5 protein-coding genes and 1 tRNA gene are annotated in these 22,731 nt (G+C 61.9%); 4 read left to right on the top strand and 2 right to left on the bottom strand.

The annotated features are described in order from the left end of the window. Positions 1-60 precede the first annotated feature (60 nt). From ACILSO_RS11175 to ACILSO_RS11190, 4 genes are all read left to right on the top strand, one after another. Positions 61-13,755 (top strand): cadherin-like beta sandwich domain-containing protein, encoded by a 13,695-nt coding sequence (locus ACILSO_RS11175; protein WP_395737483.1) that lies wholly within the window; start codon positions 61-63, stop codon positions 13,753-13,755. Positions 13,756-14,272: 517 nt separating this feature from the next. Beyond that, positions 14,273-16,675 (top strand): tail fiber domain-containing protein, encoded by a 2,403-nt coding sequence (locus ACILSO_RS11180; RefSeq protein WP_395737484.1) that lies wholly within the window; start codon positions 14,273-14,275, stop codon positions 16,673-16,675. A gap of 79 nt (positions 16,676-16,754) precedes the next feature. Continuing rightward, positions 16,755-20,399, top strand: a complete 3,645-nt coding sequence (locus ACILSO_RS11185; protein WP_395737485.1) for a hypothetical protein — start codon at positions 16,755-16,757, stop codon at positions 20,397-20,399. 34 nt (positions 20,400-20,433) lie between these two features. Continuing rightward, positions 20,434-21,513, top strand: coding sequence for a hypothetical protein (locus ACILSO_RS11190; protein ID WP_395737486.1), 1,080 nt, complete (start codon positions 20,434-20,436; stop codon positions 21,511-21,513). A 145-nt stretch (positions 21,514-21,658) separates the two neighbouring features. Here ACILSO_RS11190 and ACILSO_RS11195 read toward each other — a convergent pair. Together ACILSO_RS11195 and ACILSO_RS11200 are read right to left on the bottom strand one after the other, a co-directional pair. Then, positions 21,659-21,740 (bottom strand) — tRNA-Leu (locus tag ACILSO_RS11195). Positions 21,741-21,792: 52 nt separating this feature from the next. Beyond that, positions 21,793-22,731 carry a type II CAAX prenyl endopeptidase Rce1 family protein gene (locus tag ACILSO_RS11200; protein ID WP_395737487.1) on the bottom strand — a complete coding sequence of 313 codons (939 nt, stop codon included), beginning with the start codon at positions 22,729-22,731 and terminating at the stop codon, positions 21,793-21,795.

Here is a 22,731-nt window from a genome sequence, read left to right on the forward strand (position 1 = left end):
CAGGCGCCTAAGCCGAGTGCGCCTGGATCCAGACCTCTGCAACTCACTTCACTCGATACGGTGCCGAAGGGGATTGCCAAATCTGACTGGCAGAGCATCCGTGCGGCGTATGAAGCGGGGCGGCATCAGTTTTACAAACAGGAGGACGGCAGCCATGAGGCACGGAACCCTGGGCTGGGATGGAAGATGAAGTTTGATGAGCGCGGCTTTGTCGCGAAGCCTAATGATGGTAGCTGGGAGTGGGGTTTGGAATTGCAACGTGATGCCAACACTCCTGCCTGCACGAGCGATCAAGTGCCTGTCACGCCTGCCAGCAACACTCTCCAGCGCCGCCTCACCCCAGCCATCACCGAGTGGTTCATCAATGACCTGCATGGCCTGGAGCAGGGCTGGACACTCGCCTCCCCTGCTGAAATCCGGCTCCGCGTCCGCGGCAACCTCAAACCATCCGTCTCCCCACAGAGCATCAGCTTTGGCAGCCAGATCACTTACTCCGGCCTCAAAGCCTGGGACTCCAGAGGCAAGGTCATCCCCACTCACTTCGAAGCCACCGAGGAAGGTTTTGATGTCCGCTATGATGATACCGGAGCGCAGTACCCTATCACCATAGATCCCGTCGCCCAGCAGGCCTACATGAAAGCTAGCAACACCGACTCATTTGATAACTTCGGCTACTCCGTGGCGGTGTCGGGCGAAACGGCGGTCATCGGGGCCCCCTTGGAGCGCAGCAACGCCATCGGGGTGGATAACAACCAGGCAAACAACAGCGCCGCCAATGCCGGCGCCGCTTACGTGTTCACCCGCAGCGGGACGACCTGGACGCAGCAGGCCTACCTGAAAGCCAGCAACACCGAGGCGAATGACCTATTCGGCTGGTCCGTGGCCGTGTCGGGCGACACGGCGGTCATCGGGGCTCTCGGGGAGGACAGCAACGCCACCGGGGTGGGCGGCAATCAGACGGATAACAGCGCCGTCAACTCCGGTGCCGCCTACGTGTTCACCCGCAGCGGCAGTATCTGGACGCAGCAGGCCTACCTGAAAGCCAGCAACCCCGGGACGGATGACCAATTCGGCCAGTCCGTGGCCTTGTCTGGCGACACGGCGATCATCGGTGCCCCCTCTGAGCGCAGCAACGCCACCGGGGTGGGCGGCAATGGGGCGGACAACAGCGCCGGCTACGCCGGTGCAGCCTACGTTTTCGCCCGCAGCGGCAGTATCTGGACGCAGCAGGCCTACCTGAAGGCCAGCAACACCGGGACGGGTGACCAATTCGGCCAGTCTGTGGCCGTGTCGGGTGACACGGCAGTCATCGGAGCAAATCAGGAGGCCAGCAACGCCACCGGGGTGGGCGGCAATCAGGCGGACAACAGTGCCAGCAATGCTGGTGCAGCCTACGTGTTTACCCGTAGCGGCAGCATCTGGGCGCAGCAGGCCTATCTGAAAGCCAGTAACACTGGGTCGAATGATCTCTTCGGCCAGTCCGTGGCCGTGTCGGGCAACACGGCGATCATCGGTGCCTATGGGGAGGCCAGCAACGCCACCGGGGTGGGCGGCAATCAGGCAGACAACAGTGCCAGCAGTTCTGGTGCAGCCTACGTGTTCACCCGCAGCGGCAGCACCTGGACACAGCAGGCTTACCTGAAAGCCAGCAACACTGAGGCGGATGACTACTTCGGCGGGTCCGTGGCCGTGTCGGGCGACACGGCGGTCATCGGTGCCTACGGGGAGGACGGCAACGCCACTGGGGCGGGCGGCAATCAAGTGGATAACAGCGCCGGCAATGCTGGTGCCGCCTACGTATTCACCCGCAGCGGCAGTACCTGGACACAGCAGGCCTACCTGAAAGCTAGCAACACCGGGGCGAGTGACAACTTCGGCCAGTCGGTGGCCGTGTCGGGCGATACGGCGGTCATCGGAGCTTACATGGAGGATAGCAACGCCACAGGTGTGGACGGAACTCAGACCGACAATAGCTTCAACGATTCCGGGGCGGCATACACCTTCACGGGCTTGGGCCCGCCCCCTGCGCCCACCGTCGCCAGTATCAGCCCACCCAGCGGCAGCACCGCAGGCGGCACGATCGTGACGATCACTGGCACGGATCTCACCGGGGCAACTGGCGTGACCATCGACGGCACAGCGGCGACGAACGTCGTGGTTTCCAATGCCACAACGCTCACATGCACCACACCTGCACATTCCTCGGGTGCCGTGAGCGTACTCGTCACCACCCCCGGAGGCACGAATGCGGTTAACACGCTCTTCACGTATGTGGTGCCTCCCTCGGTAGTTCCCACTTCTGCCACCGGGATCACGGCCTTGACCGCCACACTCAATGGCACGGTGAACCCAAACGGCAATGTCACCACTGCGCAATTCGAGTATGGCCCCACTGCTAGCTACGGCACGAATGCCAGCGTAACGCTTTCTCCCAACAACGGAAGCCTTGTCCAAGGCGTCTCTGCCTCACTCACGGCTCTGACGCCTGGCACCACCTACCATTACCGCCTCAGCGCCACCAACGGTGGAGGCACGAGCAGTAGTACGGACCAGACCTTCACCACGCTGAGTTCTGATGCCAACCTGGCCTCCCTGACGCCCAGCGCCGGGACTCTTAGCCCGGTCTTTGCCAGCGGCACGACGAGCTACACGGCCGCTGTCGCTCCAGGGACAAACACATTGACCGTCACTCCCACGCTGGCAGACGGCACTGCGACTGTGAAGGTAAATGGGAGCACGGTGGTCTCTGGCAGTGCCAGCGGGGCGATCAGCCTCGGCTATGGGGACAATACCATCACTGTCGCCGTGACCGCGCAGGATGGAACCACGACCAAAACCTACACGGTCATTGTGACACGAGCGGCCCCGAGCTCTTTGCCGGCCTCTTTTTCCAGCGGAGCGTTCGTTCCTTTGACCACAAACGGACTCACCGCCACGGGCAGCAGTGTGAGTTTGTCCCTCGGGTACGTGCCCGCGTCTGGCACTGTTCTAACGGTGGTGAACAACACCAGCAGCAATCCGATCAGCGGAACGTTCAGCAACATCGCACAGGGACAGACCGTGGCGCTGGCTTACGGTGGTGTGACTTACAATTTCACCGCCGACTACCTGGGCGGAGATGGCAATGATCTGGTGCTGATGCTGCAAGGAGCGGGAGTGCTTGATTATTCGTTTGGCACGCGAGGCAAAAGCACGGTGGCATTTGCCGGTTACAGCTACGGCACTGACTATGTGCTGCAGCCAGATGGCAAGATCGTGGGCGCAGGCTTTGTGTTCAATGGTGTGAACAACGACATCGGACTGGTCCGCTGCAACGCTGACGGGACGCTGGACACGACCTTCAACAGCACCGGCAAGACCACGCTGGACACGGGCAACGAGGACTACGGCAATGCCGTGGCGCTGCAGAGCGACGGAAAAATCGTGGTGGCTGGAAAGACTGGCAGCGGAAGCGGGGGAGACACCATCGTGGTTCGCTACCTTGCCAATGGAACACTGGACACCACTTTCAACGGTACTGGAAAAGTGATCACCGCGGTCTCAGCAGATGATGACTACGCCAATGCGGTCGTCATCCAGCCGGATGGCAAAATTGTCGTGGCCGGCGCGGCGAAGAACGGCACCTATTACGATTTCTCCGTCGTGCGTTACAAATCCAATGGTGACCTGGACACCGGCTTTGGTGGCACTGGCAAAGTGACTCTGGACTTTTCCCACGCTGACATCGTTTGGGGCATGGCGCTGCAGGCTGATGGAAAGCTGGTTCTCGGCGGCCATGCCGGTGACTATCCGGGCACCAACTTTGCCCTGGCGCGCTACAATGCAGACGGGTCTCTTGACACCGGATTTAACGGAACTGGGAAGCTGGTTACTGACTTTGGCAGCGATGACTATTGTTACTCTGTTTCGATTCAGACGGACGGCAAAATTCTGGCTGCTGGTCAAAACGGCACCGCTGGCGTGGGCGCGGCCATTTTGGCCCGGTACAACTTGGACGGCAGTCTGGATGCGACTTTTGGCAGCGTGGGGAAAGTGACTCTGACGCCTTCAAACCCTTCGCGCGCCTTGGTAGGTCGCAGTGTTGCCACACAGGGCGATGGTAAGATTGTCATGGGCGGATATTACTACCCCGGGAGCTCCACCAGCGTGGTGAATTTTAGCCTCTGGCGCCTTTCCAACACTGGCCTTCTGGACACCAGCTTTCATGGAACCGGCAGGACTGATGTGGCTATCAGCACTGGCGCGGACGCGGGCCGCAAGTTGCTGGTTCAGCCTGATGGCAAGCTCTTGGTGGCCGGCCAGCCAGACTACTACGGAGCAGGCGGCTTTACGCTTGTCCGCTTTTTGGGAGACGTGGACCACGCGGCCACTTTTGCTTCCGCCAGTTCCGTGCCTCTGACCTCCAATGGCTTCTCCGGAGCGGGGCAGACGGTGAGCCTTTCGCTGGGTTTTGCGGCAGTGCCCGGGCAGGTGCTCACGCTGGTGAACAACACGGGGTCAGGAGCGATCTCGGCGGAATTTACGAATCTTGCCAACGGCCAGGTCGTGCCGATGGTGTTTGGCGGCATCACCTACAGTTTTCTGGCCAGCTATACGGGTGGCGATGGCAATGATCTCACGCTCACCGCGCTGGCGGGCGCGCTGGACAATACCTTCAATGCAGCCGGCATCCGCACGACGGCGATTGGCGGTGGCAATGACTGGGCCAATGCCGCCGTGATCCAGAGCGACGGGAAAACTGTTGTGGTGGGAACCAGCAACAATGGCAGCAATGATGACATCGCCGTGGTGCGCTACACCACCGGCGGCGCGCTGGACAGCAGCTTTGGAACCGGGGGCAAGGTCACTGTGGCCATCGGCAGCGGCGATGATTCGGGGAGGCGCGTGGCTCTCCAGCCAGATGGCAAGATCTTGGTCTGCGGCGAAACTTCCAACGGATCCTACACTGACTCCGTGGTCGTCCGCCTGAACACCAATGGCAGCCTTGATACGAGCTTTAATGGCAGCGGGAAGGCGGTCCTCTCGGTCAGCAATCAAAATGACGGCGCGTATGCGGTCACCTGCCAGAGTGATGGGAAAGTCCTGCTGGCCGGCCATACGAACATCAGTGGCAGCAACAATGACTTCAGTTTGATACGCTACAACAGTGACGGCAGCCTGGACACGGGCTTTGGCACGGGGGGCAAGACCAAGGTGGATTTTGGCGGTGGGTACGACATTGGTTTTGGCGTGGCGGTGCAAAGCGATGGCGCAATCGTCGTGGCGGGTATTGCGAATTATTATGGCGCGGGAGGCGGTGAGTTTGGTGTGGCGCGCTTCACCGCAGCCGGAGGTCTGGACACCAGCTTTGGCAGTTCGGGAACCGTGATCACCGCCATCGGAACTTACACCGATGAACCCGCGGCAGTCACGATACTGAGCAGCGGAAAAATCCTCGTTGCAGGCCACTACAACAGCGTCAGCGACATGGATTTTGCGATGGTGCGCTACAACAGCGACGGAAGCCTGGACACCAGCTTCAACGGCACGGGGAAAGTGACCACTCAAATAGGCGCCGGCGATGACGTGGCCATGGGCATGGCAGTTCAAAGCGACGGCAAGATCCTGCTGGGTGGCTACGCTAGCAATGGCAGCAATGACGACTTTGCAATCGCCCGCTACAATGCCAATGGAACACTGGACACCAGCTTCAATGGCACCGGCAAAGCAATCCTGCCGATTGGCAGCGGCGCCGACCAGGCTAATGCGATCGCCGTCCAGGCTGACGGCGGAGTGGTGCTGGCGGGCACGACCTACAATGGAACGAACAACGACTTCGCGATAGTGCGCTACACCTCGGAGTCAGTAATCACCGCCACGTTTGCCACCGCGACGGACACTCCACACACCTTCAGCGGTCTTACCGCGACGGGCCGCACGCTGAACGTGACGCTTGGCTTTGCACCCGCTGTCGGCACGGAGCTTTTGGTCTTCAACAATACGGGCACGTCCCCGATTACAGGCACGTTTATAGGCGTGGCCAACGGCGCGACGGTGCCGCTAACGTACAACAGTGTGACGTATAATTTTGTCGCCAATTACAGCGGTGGCACGGGGAATGACCTGACGCTGCTGCTGCCGGGGCCGGGCGGGCTGGACTACACATTCAACAGCAGTGGAAAGCTGCTGGCTTCAGTCGGAATCAGCAATGATGTGGCGAACGGGGTGGCCGTGCAGGGTGATGGCAAGATTGTCCTGGCGGGTTACACGCTGACGGGGAGCAACTGGGATTTTGCGGTGGTGCGCTGCAACGCTGACGGCAGCCTGGACACGACCTTCAACGGCACTGGCAAAGTCGTGACGGCGGTCGGCAGCGGGGATGATTTTGGCATCAGTCCGGCTATTCAAAGCGATGGGAAGATCCTGGTGGCCGGCTACGCGAAGAACGGCGGCAGTTATGCCTTTGCGCTGGTGCGCTACAATCCGAACGGGACCCTGGACACGAGCTTTAACAGCAGTGGCAAAATCATCCTGCCCATTGGCTCCAGCTCAGACTATTTCAGCGCCGGCAGCGACTACGGCCAAAAGGTCGTGCTCCAGAGTGACGGCAAGATCCTCCTCGGCGGAAACTACACTCACACCAACGGAAACAATTATTGCGCGGCGGCACGCCTCAACACCGATGGCACGCTGGACACGAGCTTCAACGGCACGGGCAGGGTGCTCACGCCATTCGGCCAGGCCACTGGCATGGCATTGCAGAGTGACGGCAAGATCGTCCTCACCGGCGTTACCAACGGCAGCCACGATTTCGCGGCGCTGCGCTACAATGCCAACGGCAGCCTGGACACGAGCTTTAACGGCACGGGCACAGTGACCACGCCGATCGGCAGCGGGGACGACACCGGATACAGCATGGCTTTGCAGAGCGATGGCAAGATCGTCGTTGTCGGACGCTCATTCAACGGAGCCGACTATGACTTTGCCGTGGTCCGTTACAACGCCAACGGCAGCCTGGACACCAGCTTCAATGGTACGGGCAAAGTGACGACCACAGTCGGCAGCGGCGATGACACGGCCTATGGCGTCGCGATTCAGAGCGATGGCAAGATTGTGGTAGGCGGCCCTTCCTCCAGCCAGGGTAGTTCCACGTTTGCCGTGGTCCGTTACAATACCAATGGTACTCTGGACACAAGCTTTCATGGCAGTGGCATGGCAGTGACCAACATCGGAGACTCAGGAGCTCAAATTTTGGGCTTAACCCTGCAGACAGATGGAAAAATCGTGGCCGCAGGCGCTGCCATCAATGGCGGATTCGATGACATCGCCGTAGCCCGGTTCATGGTGGAAACCTCACACGGCGCCACATTCTCCGCCGCCACGGACGTGCCGCTTTCCTTCAACGGACTGAATGCTGCCGGGCAGACGATCAATCTGGCGCTCAACTGCGCGCCTTCTCCGGGGGACAGTCTCAAGATTTTTGACAACACGGGACCGCAACCGATTGCGGGCGAGTTTTCAAATCTGACGCATGGGCAGGCTGTGGCACTGAGCTACAGCAGCACGAGCTACGGCTTTGTGGCGAACTATTTTGGCGGTGATGGCAATGACCTGACGCTGGAGTGGGCGAACACGAAGCTGGCTGCGCTGGGCAGCAATGACAGCGGGCAGCTCGGGATCGCGGGCGGCTCCACGCAGGCGAATGTGCCTGCGCAGGTGGTGGCGACGACGCCGGTCTACCAGAAGACGATCCTCGCTGTGAGCGCCGGGCAGGCGCACTCTCTGGCTGTGTGTGCGGACGGCACGGTGGCGGCCTGGGGCAGCAATGCAAATGGACAGCTCGGCGATGGAACCACTTCCAGCAGCACAACTCCGGTGGCGGTGGTGATGAGCGGCGCATTGCTCGGGAAAAAAATCATCGCTGTAGCGGCGGGGGCGCAGCACAGCCTGGCGCTGTGCAGTGACGGCACACTGGCCGCGTGGGGAGACGGCAGCTTCGGCCAGATAGGCGACAACGGAGTCCTGGACCGCCCAACGCCGGTGCTGGTGAACATGGTGGGAGCGCTCAGTGGCAGGCGGGTGGTGGCCATCAGCGCCAGTGCCAGCCACAGCGTGGCCCTGTGCAGTGACGGCACCGTTTTCTGCTGGGGTGACAATACCAATGGTGAACTGGGCAACGGCGGCAACACGCGCAGCCTGCAGCCCGCGGCGGTGACGACGAGCGGTGCGCTGCTGGGGCGCAGCGTGGTGGCGGTGGCCTGCGGCCAGAATCATACACTGGCCCTGCTGGCTGATGGGGCCGTGGCCGCATGGGGCGCCAACGCGAGCAAGCAGCTGGGCAACAGCAGCACGACGGCCAGCAATGTGCCGGTGCTGGTGGATGCGAGCGGAGTGCTCAATGGCAGGCGGGTCGCGAAGATCGCCGCTGGCGGCAACTCCGGACTCGTGTTGTGCTCCGACGGCTTTTTGGCCGCCTGGGGGCTCAATGATCGCGGCCAGCTCGGTGTGAACAGCGCGTCGGGCTCCTTTGGCACACCGCAGGCGGTGGTGATGACGGGTGCCTTGAGCGGAAAAACTGTCAGCCGCATCCAGGCTGGCTACCGCAGCAGCAGCGTGGTCTGCCGCGATGGCAGCATGGCGGCGTGGGGCGCAGGCACCTTCGGGCAGCTTGGCAACAACACGACGAACGACAGCCTGGTGCCTGTGACAGTGGACAGCACGATTCTCGGAGGCGTGGATTTCTATGTCAACGCCGCCGCTGGCGCCGCCGCCAGTCATGAACTGGTCCTTATCGGCGTGGCAACCAACGCACCGATGATCCAGGTGGAGCTGGCAGGCGCCGTGCTGGTGGACGGAAGCGGCACGCAGAGCTACGGCAGCACGCTCGTGGGCACCACAAAGACCAAGACGTTCACGATTCGCAACACCGGCACCCAGGTGCTGAACTCTCTCTCTGCTGCCTTCACGGGCACCGCAGCCAACAAAGCGCACTATTCGGTGCCGGCGTCTCCGGCAGCGTCTCTTCAGCCGGGAGATGCCACCACCTGTACCGTCAGCTTCACACCGACAAGTACGGGAAACAAACCCGTGACGTTGAACATTTCCAACAACCTCAGCGGCAGCCTCAATCCTTTCGACATCCCGCTTTCTGGCAGCGGATCGAATTCGCTCACCTTCACCTACAACGCCCAGACAGATGTGGTGGCCACCGGCTCTGCCTTCACTGCCACAGGAAAGACGCTCACGCTGCTTCTGAACTGCGCTCCTTCCGTGGGGGCGGGGCTGATGGTGGTGAACAACACCGGCACAGGCTTCATCAATGGCGTGTTTGGCAATGTGGCGCAGGGGCAGGCGGTTTCCCTGACCTACAGCAACGTGACCTACAACTTTGTGGCGAACTACTATGGCGGAGATGGCAACGACCTTGTGCTGCAATGGGCCGGCACGCGGCTGCTGGCGTGGGGAGCCAACAGCACAGGCACACTCGGAAACAACAGCACCAGCCAGGCGAACACACCCGTGGCAGTGAGCATGAGCGGCGTGCTCAACGGCAAGACGGTGGTCGCCCTGGCCTGCGCCGAGCGTCACACGCTGGCTCTCTGCGCGGACAACACCCTCGCGGCCTGGGGGGCGAACAATGCGGGGCAGCTTGGCACGGGCAACACGACTCCGAGCACGACCCCGGTGCTGGTGAACACCAGCGGCATCCTCAGCGGCAAAACCATCGTCGCGATCGCGGCGGGTTATGAGTTTAGCCTGGCGCTATGCAGTGATGGAACGGTGGCTGCCTGGGGAATGAACGGCAGCGGTCAGCTGGGAGACGGAAGCTTCGCCACACGCCTTTCGCCGGTGGCGGTGAGCACGGCGGGCGTGCTCAATGGCAGGACGGTCACCTTGATCAGTGCCGGACTCGACTTCGTAGTGGCGCGCTGCAGCGATGGCACACTGGCCGCATGGGGTGGCAATGACAACGGCCAGCTGGGGGACGGCACCAGCAATGGGAGCAACGTCCCGGTGTCGGTGGTCACCTCGGGCGTCTTGGCGGGGCGCACCGTTTCTGCTCTGACGGCTGGCAGTTATTATGTGCTGGCTCTGTGCACGGACGGGCGCATCGCCGCATGGGGGGACAATGGCTATGGCACTTTTGGCGATGGCACGGTTGATCCAAGCGCCGTCGCGGTGCTGACCAGCAGCAGCGGTCTCTTCGCGGGCAGGACGCCGGTCTTCATCGGTGCCTCTGAATCTCACAGTGCCGCAGTTTGCGCGGATGGCACGCTCGGCGTCTGGGGAGACAACACGAACGGGCCAGGGCAGCTCGGCGTGAGCCAGGTCACTGCGGATACGTACTTGACCCCCGGCAGCCCGGTTCTCACGGGTGTGCTGGCCGGGAAGACGATCACCTCGTTCGCGCTGGGCCAGTACCACACGGTGGCGGTGCTTTCTGACGGCACCCTTTCCTCCTGGGGAAACAGCATCTACGGCCAGCTGGGCAATGGCAGCACCACTTTCAGCGAAACGCCGGTGAATGTGACTTTAAGCGCATTGGGCGCTGGAGAGAGGATCATCCGCGTCACATCCAGCGCCACGGCACGGCACAACCTGGCGCTGGTGGCCCTGCCACTGACGCAGCCCGGCGGCCCGCCGGTGGTGACGACGAATGCCGCCACCTCTGTGGACAAGACCATTGGTACCCTGAACGGACTGGTCAGTCCAAACAGCCTCGCCACGACGGCCTATTTTGAATATGGCGCCACCACCAGCTACGGCACGCAGACCAGCGTGCAGACTCCCGGGAGCGGCAGCACCTCCGTGGCGCTGACGCAGGCGCTCACGGGCTTGCAGGCAAACACCACGTACCATTTCCGCATCGTAGCGACGAACAGCGGCGGCACTGCGGTGGGGAGCGACCTCACCTTCACCACCCTGCCTGATCCTCCCCTGGCCTTCACCACCGCTGCCAACAGCCTGACCAACAACAGCGCTACGCTGACGGGCACCGTCAACCCAAACACACGCGCCACCACGATCTACTTTGAGTTCGGCACGGACACACTCTACGGCAACAGCACCGCGCCGCAAAACATCGCCTCAGGCAGCTCGAACGTGAACGTCATCGCGCCCATCAGCGGGCTCGCGCTCAACACGACTTATCATTGCCGCCTCGTGGCGCAGAACGCAGGCGGCGCCGCTTATGGCAGCGACGTGACTTTCACCACGACCGCCATCTCCGCGCCCACGCTCGGCGGCCTCAGCGCCAGCAGTGCCACCACGAACAGCGTGCTGCTGAACGGCTTTGTGAATCCGAACGGCGCCACCACCGTGTATTATTTTGAGTTTGGTCTCTCGACATCCTCCAACTTCGAAAGAATCACGGACACGGGAGGCCTTTCGGCGGGCACCTCGGCGGTGAATGTCTCGCTGCCGGGTGTGCAGCTTACACCGGGCACGCAGTATCGGTACCGCCTCGTGGCCGAGAACGCCTCCGGCGTCACCCGCAGCGGCGAGTCCACCTTCACCACGCTGCCGCTGCCGCCGATCGTGAACACGCAGGCCGCCACAGCGCTGAGCACCACCAGTGCGCGGCTGAACGGCGATGTGCGTGCGCAGAACGGCAGCGCCGCCGTCACGTTTGAATGGGGCACGGATGGGGTGAACTTCCCCAACTCGCTCGCAGGCACGCCCTCGCCCGTGACGGGAGACACCGTCACGGTGGTGAGCGCGGATTTGAGCAATTTGCAGCAGTTCACCACCTATTCCTTCCGCGTGAAGGCCGCCAGCGCCGGTGGTGTGTCGACCGGTAACGTCCTCACTTTCCAGCCGCAGATCATCTCCGGCCTGACGCTGCAATTCCCCTCCGCACCCTCCGCATCCACCGGCGCAGTGACCGTGACGCTGCACAACGGCGGCAGTACGATGGGCTGGCGCTTCATCGGCGAGCAGAACTGGCGAGCCTCGGGAGCGACGGCGGGGGGCATGACCACGGGTGATCGCGATATCGAATATCGCGCCGTGCCCGGGTATGTGCAGCCTCCGCAGGAGACGGTGACGGTCACCGCGGGACAACCGGCCGTGCAGGTGGATCGCGAGTACTTTGTGACCCCGGTTTCGGGTAGCGGCGGACTCACGGTGAACCTGAAGCCTGACACGATCACCAGCGGCACCGGACGGGCGCAGTGGCGTCTGCTCGGCGAAGATGACATGCAGTGGCGCGACAGCGGCGTGACGATTTCCTCCTTGGCCGCAGGAACATACCTGATCGAGTGCAAAGCGGTCAGCGGACGCACCACGCCGGCGATAGCCACGGTGCAGGTGAGCGCGGGAGCCACCTCTTCGCCGACCATCACCTATTACCTGGCCGATTCGCAGACGGGCACGCCGCCCTCGGCGCTGGCGTTCAGCACGGTGTCCGGGGACAGCACCAAGCCATACGCCTACGCAGGCCAGATTCGCAGCAATGCGGGACTGAGCTCAGGCTTTGTGGTGAAAGCGCGAGTCGTGGCCACAGCGGCACACGTGGTGTTTGATGACGGGACTCTCTCTGCGGCGCAGGGCCTGCAATGGCTCTTCCAGCGTGATGCTGGCACCTATGAGCCGAAGCCCATCGTACCACGCGGATTCTACCTTTTTGATGGATACGCGGCGCAGCGTACGGCGGACAACTCGCCTGGATCTTCCTCTCCGCAGTCGCAAAATCTGGATGTCGCCGCGATCTACTTCAATGAGGATGCCGGGCGTGGAGGTTTTGGCGGATTTCTCGCCAGCGACCTGACTAACAACGAATTCATTCTCTCCAACGCAAACAAGACGCTGGTGGGCTACCCGATTGACGGCATCGCACTTGCGGATCAGGGACGCATGCATGCCACGCCGATAGCGAATGTGACCTTCACCAATCCGTATGGACGCACCTTTGCCACCACGGGCATCCGCAGCAGCGGCGGCAACAGCGGCGGGCCGCTCTGCGTGCAGCACAGCAACGGCAACTACTACGCGGCGGCGGTGTACCTGGGCGGCACAAATCAAACCGTGGTCAGGGCCATAGACAGCAGTGTGATTGACCTTTTTAACCGCGCCGAGGTCAGCGGCGGAGGCGGCGCAAACAACACCGGCGGCGGCATCACGCACACAAGTGTCACAGGCATCGCATCCTCAAATCCCGGCGCCATTCAGGTGATCATCGAGCCTGCCGGTGCACGCACAGCCACCCCCACTGCGGGAGGCTGGCGTCTGCTCGGCGCCACCTCATCGTACAAGTCCAGCGGCAGCATCCAGGGCAACCTCGCCGCGGGTGTGTATCAACTCGACCTCACCACTCCTACTGGCTACCAGGCGCCCACGCAGCCGACCGTCACCATCACGGGTGGCCAGCAGACGACGGCTACCTTCACCTACGTCGCGGTGCTTTCCGCACAGGAATCCTGGCGCCAGGCAAACTTCGGCATCAGCACCAACACCGGCAGCGCCGCTGACAATGCCGACCCCGATGGCGACGGGATGACCAATTTTGCCGAATACACGGCGGGCACCAATCCGAACAGCGGGGGCGATGTTTTCAAGGTGAAGACGGCGGTGAGGAGCGGCAGCACCTTCTCACTGACCACCGACGGCAAAAGCGCGCGCACCTACCTACTCGAGCGCAATCTGACACTCGACTCCGCCTCCTGGAGCATAGTCGCAACGCAGGGGCCGCTTGGTGCCGACGGCACCGTGACGCTCACAGATCCCTCCAGTCCGGCAGGCAGAGCGTTTTATCGCATTCGAGTTTCGGCTCCTTAACCCACGCATAAAAAGCGATGGAACCATTAAGGTGGAACGCCTCATTCGAGTCGTTCCGTGTATGTGGAAGATTCGCTGAACGGAGTGCCGACAGTCCATGAATCGAAAGCATTCGAAACACGGCAGGGCTTTTCATCCATGGTACGTGAGAGTTTATGGCGCAGGGATAGACTGTGAAGCTGTGGATAAATGCCGGGCGATGTGCGGAGTGCGGCTCTCTGCCTTTTCATGGGTAGGATTACCCATGGCGCTGCGCACCTTCTGGCACTTCATTGTGCGTGTTCACCCGAATGCAAATAACTCATGGGCCTCCACCAGCGCCAGCCTCGCCTTTTTGCCCACTCCCAGAGCAGCGAGGCTGTTTTTACAAAGCCTCCGAGAGGCTTTTCGGCACTGTATTGGCATGATCTGGTCGGGGTTAGCCAAGATTTAAACCATTACGATTACTTCTCAATCTCGCCGTGACTAAAGCGGCATAATGCTTATAAATCGTGAGCGTCCCCAGCCCTTGATCAGCATGAAATTGCGCTTTCTTTTCCTCCTCGCCTGCTTCGCCTCCACCAGCCTTCTGGCGCAGGCTCCCGGCATGCTCACCTATCAGGGTCGTGTCACAGTGAACGGCACCGGCTATACTGGCGCCGGCCAGTTTAAATTTGCATTGGTGAATGCGACAGGCAGCGCCACCTACTGGAGCAACGACGGCACCAGCAGCGCCGGCGCACAGCCCACAGCGGCGGTCTCCCTAAGCGTAAGCAACGGAGTGTACTCCCTGCTGCTCGGAGACACGACGCTGACAAACATGATCTCGGTTCCGGCATCCGTCTTCAGCAATTCAGACGTTCGTCTGCGAGTGTGGTTCAATGACGGCGCTAACGGCTGGCAGCAGCTGGCGCCCGACCAGCGGATTGCCTCTGTGGGTTATGCGATGGTGGCCGGCAATGTGGTGGCAGCAGGCATCGGCTCGGCCCAACTGGCTTCAAACCTGACGCTGGGTGGCACGACAACCATCGGTTCCGGGATCTCACTGCCGGCAACGTCAGACTCCAGCAACGGAGTGATCTCGCAAGGAGGAGCGCCAATTTTGCAGTCCTACGGAACGAGCAATTTTTTCGTCGGCAAAAACGCCGGGAACTTTACCATGACCGGCACGAACAATGTGGCGCTGGGGACATCTGCGCTCAATAAGCTCACCACCGGCAGCAGCAACACCGCTATTGGCATTTCCTCCGCACGCTCAATCACGACGGGCACGCAAAATACAAGCCTGGGATGGCTGTCGCTCAACTCCAACACGACCGGAAGCTACAACACGGCCATCGGTTCTGCCGCTTTGCAGGTGAACACCACGGGCGATTCCAACATCGCCGTTGGACAATCGGCGCTCGTCTTAAACACCACAGGCGCTTCCAATGTGGCGGTGGGAAATTCATCCCTGGGTGCGAACACCAGCGGCGGCGGCAACTCCGCCTTTGGGGGCGGCTCGCTCCTGTCAAACAGCACTGGAGCCAACAACTCCGCCGTAGGGACCAACAGTCTCCGCAACGGCAATGGCGACAACAACACCGCCATGGGGGCGAACACCCTGTATAACAATGCAGCCGCCAACAACTCCGCCTTCGGCTACCAGGCGCTCTTCAGCAACACCTCGGGCACACCCAACACGGCGTTCGGCACGCTGGCTCTTTATTCCAACACCACCGGGGCCTCCAACATTGCCGTGGGCAGCAATGCTCTTTATTCCAACACGACCGGCGGCTCAAACACCGCTGTAGGCACGCAGGCTCTCCTCTCCAGCAACGGCGATCTGAACACGGGGGTGGGATTCAGGGCGCTCCACGAGAACACCACGGGCTACTCCAATACAGCGATTGGTGGCACCAGTCTTTTTTCAAACACCACTGGATACCATAATGCGGCGGTGGGATACGGCGCTCTCAACGGCAATGTCGGCGGCAATCAAAATGTGGCCGTGGGATCCCTGGCGCTCTACACCAATGCGAGCGGCAATCAAAATGTGGCCGTGGGGTACGAGGCTCTGTATGTGAACACCGCGTCGTGGAACACGGGCCTGGGGTTCTATGCCTTGAACGACAACACCACGGGAAGCAATAACACGGCGACAGGCAACAGCGCTTTGCAGTTGAACACAACAGGCTCACAAAACACAGCGAATGGTGTGCAATCACTCGGAAACAACACGACCGGAAACAACAACACCGCCGTGGGTCAACAATCGCTGCTGGGCAACACCACAGGCGCCGGCAATATCGCGATTGGCTTCAATGCCGGGCACCTGCTCACGACCGGCAATAACAACATCGATATTGGCAGCAACGGTGTTGCAGGGGAATCAGGAGTGATCCGCATCGGCAATGTGGGCGACCAGAGCCAGACATACATTGCAGGCATCTCCGGAGCCACCAGCAGCGGGGGAGCCGCGGTATATGTCAATGCATCTGGCCAGCTCGGCACGGCCACTTCCTCGCGGCGCTTCAAGGAGCAGATCGAGACGATGGGAGCGGCCAGCGCGGCCATTCTCCGCATGCGCCCGGTGTCGTTCCGCTACAAGCCGGAGATCGACGCGGCTCAACTGCCGCAGTTCGGCCTCATCGCGGAGGAGGTGGCGGAGATTGATCCCACGCTCGTCGTGCGGGATGAAAGCGGCGGCATCCAGTCGGTGCGCTATGAGCAGGTGAACGCCATGCTGCTCAATGAATTTCTCAAGGACCACAAGCGTGCCGAGGCAAGCGCTGAGGAAGTGAGCGCCCTGCAGAAAAAAGTGCGGGAGCTTCAGCAGCGGGATGCCGCACGCGACCAGCGTGAGCGTGAGCTGGAAGAACGCCTTCTGAGGCTGGAGCAGGTGCTTTCACGCACGGCCATGCCAGGCACGCCGCCGCCGGCGAGCGCCTCGAAAGAATAGAACTGTGAAACCGATGCATCGTTGCGCCACAGCCAGAAACAGAGAACACCCACGGTGGCGGGTGGTGCTGGCTTTCGCGGTGACGCTCCTCCTGTGCGCCGCCGGGGCGCAGGGGGCGGTGCGCAGCGCGGGGCCTTATGAGATCCAGAACGAGGTTTTGAGCGCCGGAGGAGCGACCTCCACGGGCGGAGTCTATGGCAATGAGGGCAGCACCGGGGGGATAGCGGGAGCGCCTGGAAATGCGGGCGCGCGAATCAGCCAGGGCTACATCGCGCAGATCTATCCGCTGACCGGACCGTCGGTGGTGCTGGGGCTGCCGACTGGATTTTCCACGGTGGACATGACGCTGAACGGCTACGTGAACCCCAACGGTGCGGCGACTTCGGCCACCTTTGAGTACGGCACCACCACCAGCTACGGCAGCAGCGCGAGCGCGGCCCTTTCTCCCAACAATGGCACGGCACTGCAAAGTGTGAGCGTGGTGCTGCCGGGGCTGGCAGTGAACACGGTTTACCACTACCGGCTGAGCGCCACCAGTGCGGCGGGCACGAACCGCAGCGATGACGGCACATTCACCGTCACCATCACGGCACAGGCGCCCACGGTGGCGGTGCAGAGCGCCACGGAGCTCGGCGTGAGCAGCGCGCGGCTTAACGGCCAGGTGAACCCCAACGGATACTCTGCAACCAACGCCTTTGAGATCAGCACGGACGGCAGCAACTGGACAGCCGTGGCCGCCGCGCCGAGCCCGCTCACAGGGTCCAGCTCTGTCGCGGTGACGGCTGTCGCGACCGGCTTGCAGGCGAACACGCTTTACTACTGCCGTGCTGTTTCCACCAATGCAGCCGGTGCTTCCAGAAGCCCTCAAACAACCTTCACCACCAGCGCGGACCCACCGCAGGTGATCCCCGCGAACCCTGGCGCGATCACCAGCAGCAGCGCCACGCTGGGAGGCACGGTGATTCCCAAAAGCCGGGCCACGACGGTGTGGTTTGAGTATGGCCTGAGCACCTCGTATGGGAGCAGCACGGCGGTGCAAAATGTCGGGGCTGAGGTGACCTCCGCAGACCTCTTTGCCCCCATCAGCGGGCTGGCCGCCGGCTTCACGTACCATTCCCGGATGGTGGCCTCCAGCCAGGGAGGGATGGCGTATGGCGCGGATGTCAGCTTTCAGACGAATGCGGGCGCCACCGCCCCACCGACGGTGATGACCGGGGCTGCGCAGGGCATCACCACGAGCGCCGCCACCCTGCTGGGTGTGGTGAATGCCAACAGCGGCCTGACGAATGCGTGGTGCGAGTACGGCACCACGGCTGCACTGGGCGGCCAGTCGGCGCAGGTGGGGATCGGAAACACCGCGTCGGCGGTGAACCCGGCGCTGAATCTCAGCAGCCTGCAGCCTGGCACGCAGTATTACTACCGCATCGCTGCGCAGAACAGCCTGGGCACCTCCTACGGCAGCATCCTCTCATTCACGACGGCTTTTGCGCCGCCCACGGTCGCCACGGGCGGGAGCACGCCGCTGAGCACGACGAGCGTGCAGCTTGCGGGCACGGTGCAGGCGCAGAATGCCAGCACCCAGGTGTTTTTTGACTATGGCACGGACGGCACGAGCTTCCCCAACAGCACGAGCGCCACGCCAGCCTCCGTGTCTGGAAACACCAGTACGGGCGTGAGCGCCACACTGGCAAACCTCCTGCAGGGCAGCACTTATTTTTACCGGGTGCGGGCGGTGAGCAGCGGCGGCACCAGCGTGGGCCTGACGGCGACGTTCCAGATCGCGCAGCTCTCCGGGCTGCTGCAGCAGTTTCCCACGGCGCCGCCGCCCTCCACCGGCCAGCTCACGGTGCAGATCTCTCCGGCGGGTCCGCTCACTGGGTGGCGGTTTGTGGGTGAACAAATCTGGCGCGCCGCTGGCTCGTCCGCCACAGGCCTGACCACGGCGGACCGGGAGATCGAGTACCGCCCGGTGCCCGCCTACATCCAGCCACCGGGAGAGGTGGCCAGCATTGCCAGCGGGGCCACCACTGTTCTCTCGCGAGTTTATTACAACACCACCACCGGTGGCAGCGGGGGGCTGAGCGTGACCCTGATGCCAGACACCGTCACCACGGGGACGGGCCGCGGCCAATGGCGTCTGCTGGGCGAGAGTGATGCCCAATGGAGGGACAGCGGAGCGACCTACAGCGGCCTGGCTGCGGGCAGCTACCTGGTGGAATGCAAACCTGTCTCCGGGCGGGCCACACCGGCAAACACCAGCGTCATCATCAGCGATGGTCAAGTCGCAGCGCCTGCGATCACCTACTTCCTGGCTGATTCCACCTCAGGGGCCGCACCTGCGCCGCTGAGCTTTGCGGATGTGAGCACGGACGCCACGAAGCCGTATGCCTATGTGGGGCAGATCACGAGCAATGCGGGGGCGAGCAGCGGCTTTGTGGTGAAAGCGCGTGTGGTGGCGACCGCCGCGCATGTGGTGTGGGATGACGGCACACTCTCCGCCGCGCAGGGGCTGCAATGGACGTTTCAGCGCCACGCTGAAGTCTATGAACCCAAGCCTCTGGTGCCCCGTGGCTTTTACCTCTTCGACGGCTATGCCGCCCAGCGCCAGATAGACAACTCCCCGGGAGACTCCTCCCCGCAGTCGCAGAATCTGGACGTGGCGGCGATGTACTTCAATGAAGCGGCGGGACGTGACGGGTTCAGCGGCTATCTGGCCAGTGACCTGACCGCGAATGAGTTTCTGCTTTCCAATGCGAGCAAGATGCTCGTCGGCTATCCTGTCGATGGCATCGCGACGGGCAGTCAGGGCATCATGCATGCCACACCGGCGGCGAACGTGAGCTTTGCCAATCCTTACGCCAGAACCTTCGCCACGACGGACATCAGGAGCTTTGGTGGCAACTCCGGCGGGCCGCTGTGCGTGCTGCACAGCAATGGCATCTGGTATCCGGCCGGCATCTACCTGGGGGGCAACAACCAGACGATCGTGAGGTCCATCGACAGCGCGGTGATCGATCTCTTCAACCGTGCGGACATCAGCGGCAACGGTGGTGCAAACAACACCGGGGGCGGCATCACGCAGACCAGCGTGAGCATCATCGGCAGCACCTCCAATCCGGGCGCGTTAAAGGTGGTCATTGCGCCAGCCGGCGCAGCCAATGCGGGGGCTGGATGGCGCCTGAGTCCGGAGACGGGCTATCGCGCAAGCGGGGCGCAGAAAAGCGGGCTGAACGCGGGAAGCTATGTGCTGCAGCTCACGACAGTGGCGGGTTATCAGGCTCCCACTGCGCAGAATGTCACCGTCACCGGAGGCCAGCTTGCCACGATTACGTTTACTTACGACGCCGTGCTCACGCCGCAGGAAACCTGGCGTCTTGCCAGCTTTGGAGTCACCACGAGCAGCGGGAATGCAGCGGATGATGCAGATCCTGATGGTGACGGCATGAGCAATCTGGCGGAATACACGGCAGGAACAAATCCGAATGACCGGGCGGATGTTTTCAAAACGAACACCCAGCAAAAGGGTGACGGCACCTTCACGCTGACGACCTCCGGCAAATCCGGCCGCACCTACATCCTGCAACGCAGCACGCTGCTGACGGCCAATTCCTGGTACACGGTGACCACCCAGGGTCCGCTGGCCAGCGACGGCGGCGTCACCCTCACCGACAGCGCCGCACCTGCCGCCTCAGCGTTTTACCGCATTCAGGTGACAGGGCCATGACCTGAGTTCTGGAAATCACCTCCTGACGAACTCCATGAAAAAAGACAGTCCGGCCAAACTGACGCTCCTCGCGCTGGCGTGCATCGTCCTGGCATGGTGTGCGCTGCGCCTGGTATTTTCCAACACCGGGGTGGCTGGCAGAGCGGAGGTGCGCTCCCTGGAATCACGGCTGGCAGCCAGCCGCCAGCAGATGGTGAAAAGCAGCACCCAAACTGAATTTCGAACGGTGCTGCGGGAAATGAAGAGCGCACTGCGGCAGATGTCTCCCAGGGAGGCCGCGGCTTGGATTTTGAGCGAGCTTGAGCATGGTGGAGACTTTGCCACGCAGCTTGATTTTGAGATCGGGGCAGACCAAAACCTGGCGGAATGGCCCACTTACCGGGTGTTTTTGCTGGATATGCTCATGCTTGTAGATCCCGCCGCGGCGGCTGCAAAAGCGCGTGATTTTTTGCAAGCCTCAGCCTCGGCCGACGAGTGGGCTGTGGCGATGAGAAACCTGGCACGTGCAGGCGGCCTGCCTGAAGACGACGTCCTGCTGAAGACGAAGTCTGCAGAACTTCTGCGCAACCCTGAATGGCGCCGCCAATCTTCATCGGGTTACTTGCAGGCCTTTGATGTCATCGTGCATACCCGAAATACAGCACTCGCGCCTGAGCTTATGGCGCTGTGTGACAAGCAAGACCAGAAGGCGGTGCGCCATGCGGCATTCCTAACGCTGGACAGGCTGCTGCTCGTGCGGCCAGAGGTCGTGCTTCCGATGCTGAGCCGGTCTGCCAGCCAGCACCCGCAAAGCGGACTGATGATCTCCAACATGATGGCCCGCGGAGACCTGCGAAATGAAACCCAGCGACAGGCCATCGAATCCTATCTGCTGGATGAGAAACGGACGCCGGAAGAACTGCGTGGATTCGCCAGCGTGTTTCCCAATGCCAACGTGTCAGTTTCCAATAACCTGCTCACGAAAGCAGCGTCCATCAATGGCGCGGAGCTTGCCGAGCTAGACCGGGCGGCGCTGGAAATCGTCGCCGCCTGGCTTGGGAATCCGGCTTTCTCCCGCAGTCATCCCGTGTTGCGGGAAACCTATCAACGGCTGAGAAGGTTTGTGAATCCCTAAATGCGGCAGGCCAATGCTGTGGGGGAAACGTCTTTCCCATGTGGCTCGAAACCTGCACGAACCTTCGTGGAGGTGATGCTCCAGCCGGTATGAAATGGAGGGACTGGATTCCTGCCGAAGTATAAAACCATCTCCCCTTCGCAAGTGCCGGAGACAGGACTCGAACCTGCACTTGTTTCCAAACCAGATCCTAAGTCTGGCGCGTCTACCAATTCCGCCACTCCGGCAGGGAGTTGCACGGAGGTATGATTCGGTGCGGATGTTGCGGCTGCAAATGAATTATCGGGTCCGCAGCAGACGCGAGGCGATCCAGCCTGTGATGAGCACGGTGCACAACGGCGCGAGGCCGACTTTCAGATTTGCCCCAATCCATGGCAGCCAGCCGCCGGTGTAGAGGGTGAGGGCGCTGAAGTACTTCAGGCCGAAGACCCAGCCGCCATGCAGGCCGATGCCCGCCCACAGCGCCCCCGTTTGCATGCGCATCCTGGCCAGCACCCAGCCGACAGCGAAGAGCGTGGCAAATTCAGCGAGGAGAAAGTCTACATCGCCAAAACCGGCTGCGATTTGTCTGAGCACCAGGAAGCCGCTGCGCCAGGTGACGTCGGCATCGGCAATCTGCCAGCCCTCAGGTGGTTTGAGAAAATGTACCAACGCAAAGACGAAGGTGAGGGAGAGCAAGGCCTTGGATTCCTTCATCGTCCGCAGCAGCAGTCCCAGAAGCAGGCCGCGGAAGAAAAACTCCTCCACGATGCCAGCGCCGAGCGCGGCGGTGATGGGCTCTCCAAGCTTCAACCAGCGAGCGTCGGGGCGCAGCTGATACGCACCGCTTTGCAAAAACAGGAAGCCCAGTGCGAGCAGAAGACCCGCGGCGAGAAAAAAGCCCGTGGCCCATTGTTTGACACCTGTGGCCAAGGGCCGCCAGGCGGGCAGCAGGGAGCGCTCCAGACGCACCCAGCGCATGAACGGCCAGATAAAAAGCAGCGCGCACACGAGCACGGCGCGATTGAAATACCGCGTGAACTGCGCGCGCTGAATCTCTGAAAGCAGCCACTTCACCATGCCTGCCTCATGCCATGAGGAGGCCGAGAGCCAGCCATGGGCTGCTTTGCCGAGGTGAAACAGCGGTGCGGAGAGCAGCGCGCCGCCGAGCATCACGGCGAGGAGGTAGAGCAGGAGTTTGGGCAAGGCAGGGGAACTGCCGGGGCTGGCGGCTTGCAT

Source organism: Prosthecobacter sp. (genome assembly GCF_044226605.1).
In the GTDB taxonomy this organism is placed as follows: domain Bacteria; phylum Verrucomicrobiota; class Verrucomicrobiia; order Verrucomicrobiales; family Verrucomicrobiaceae; genus Prosthecobacter.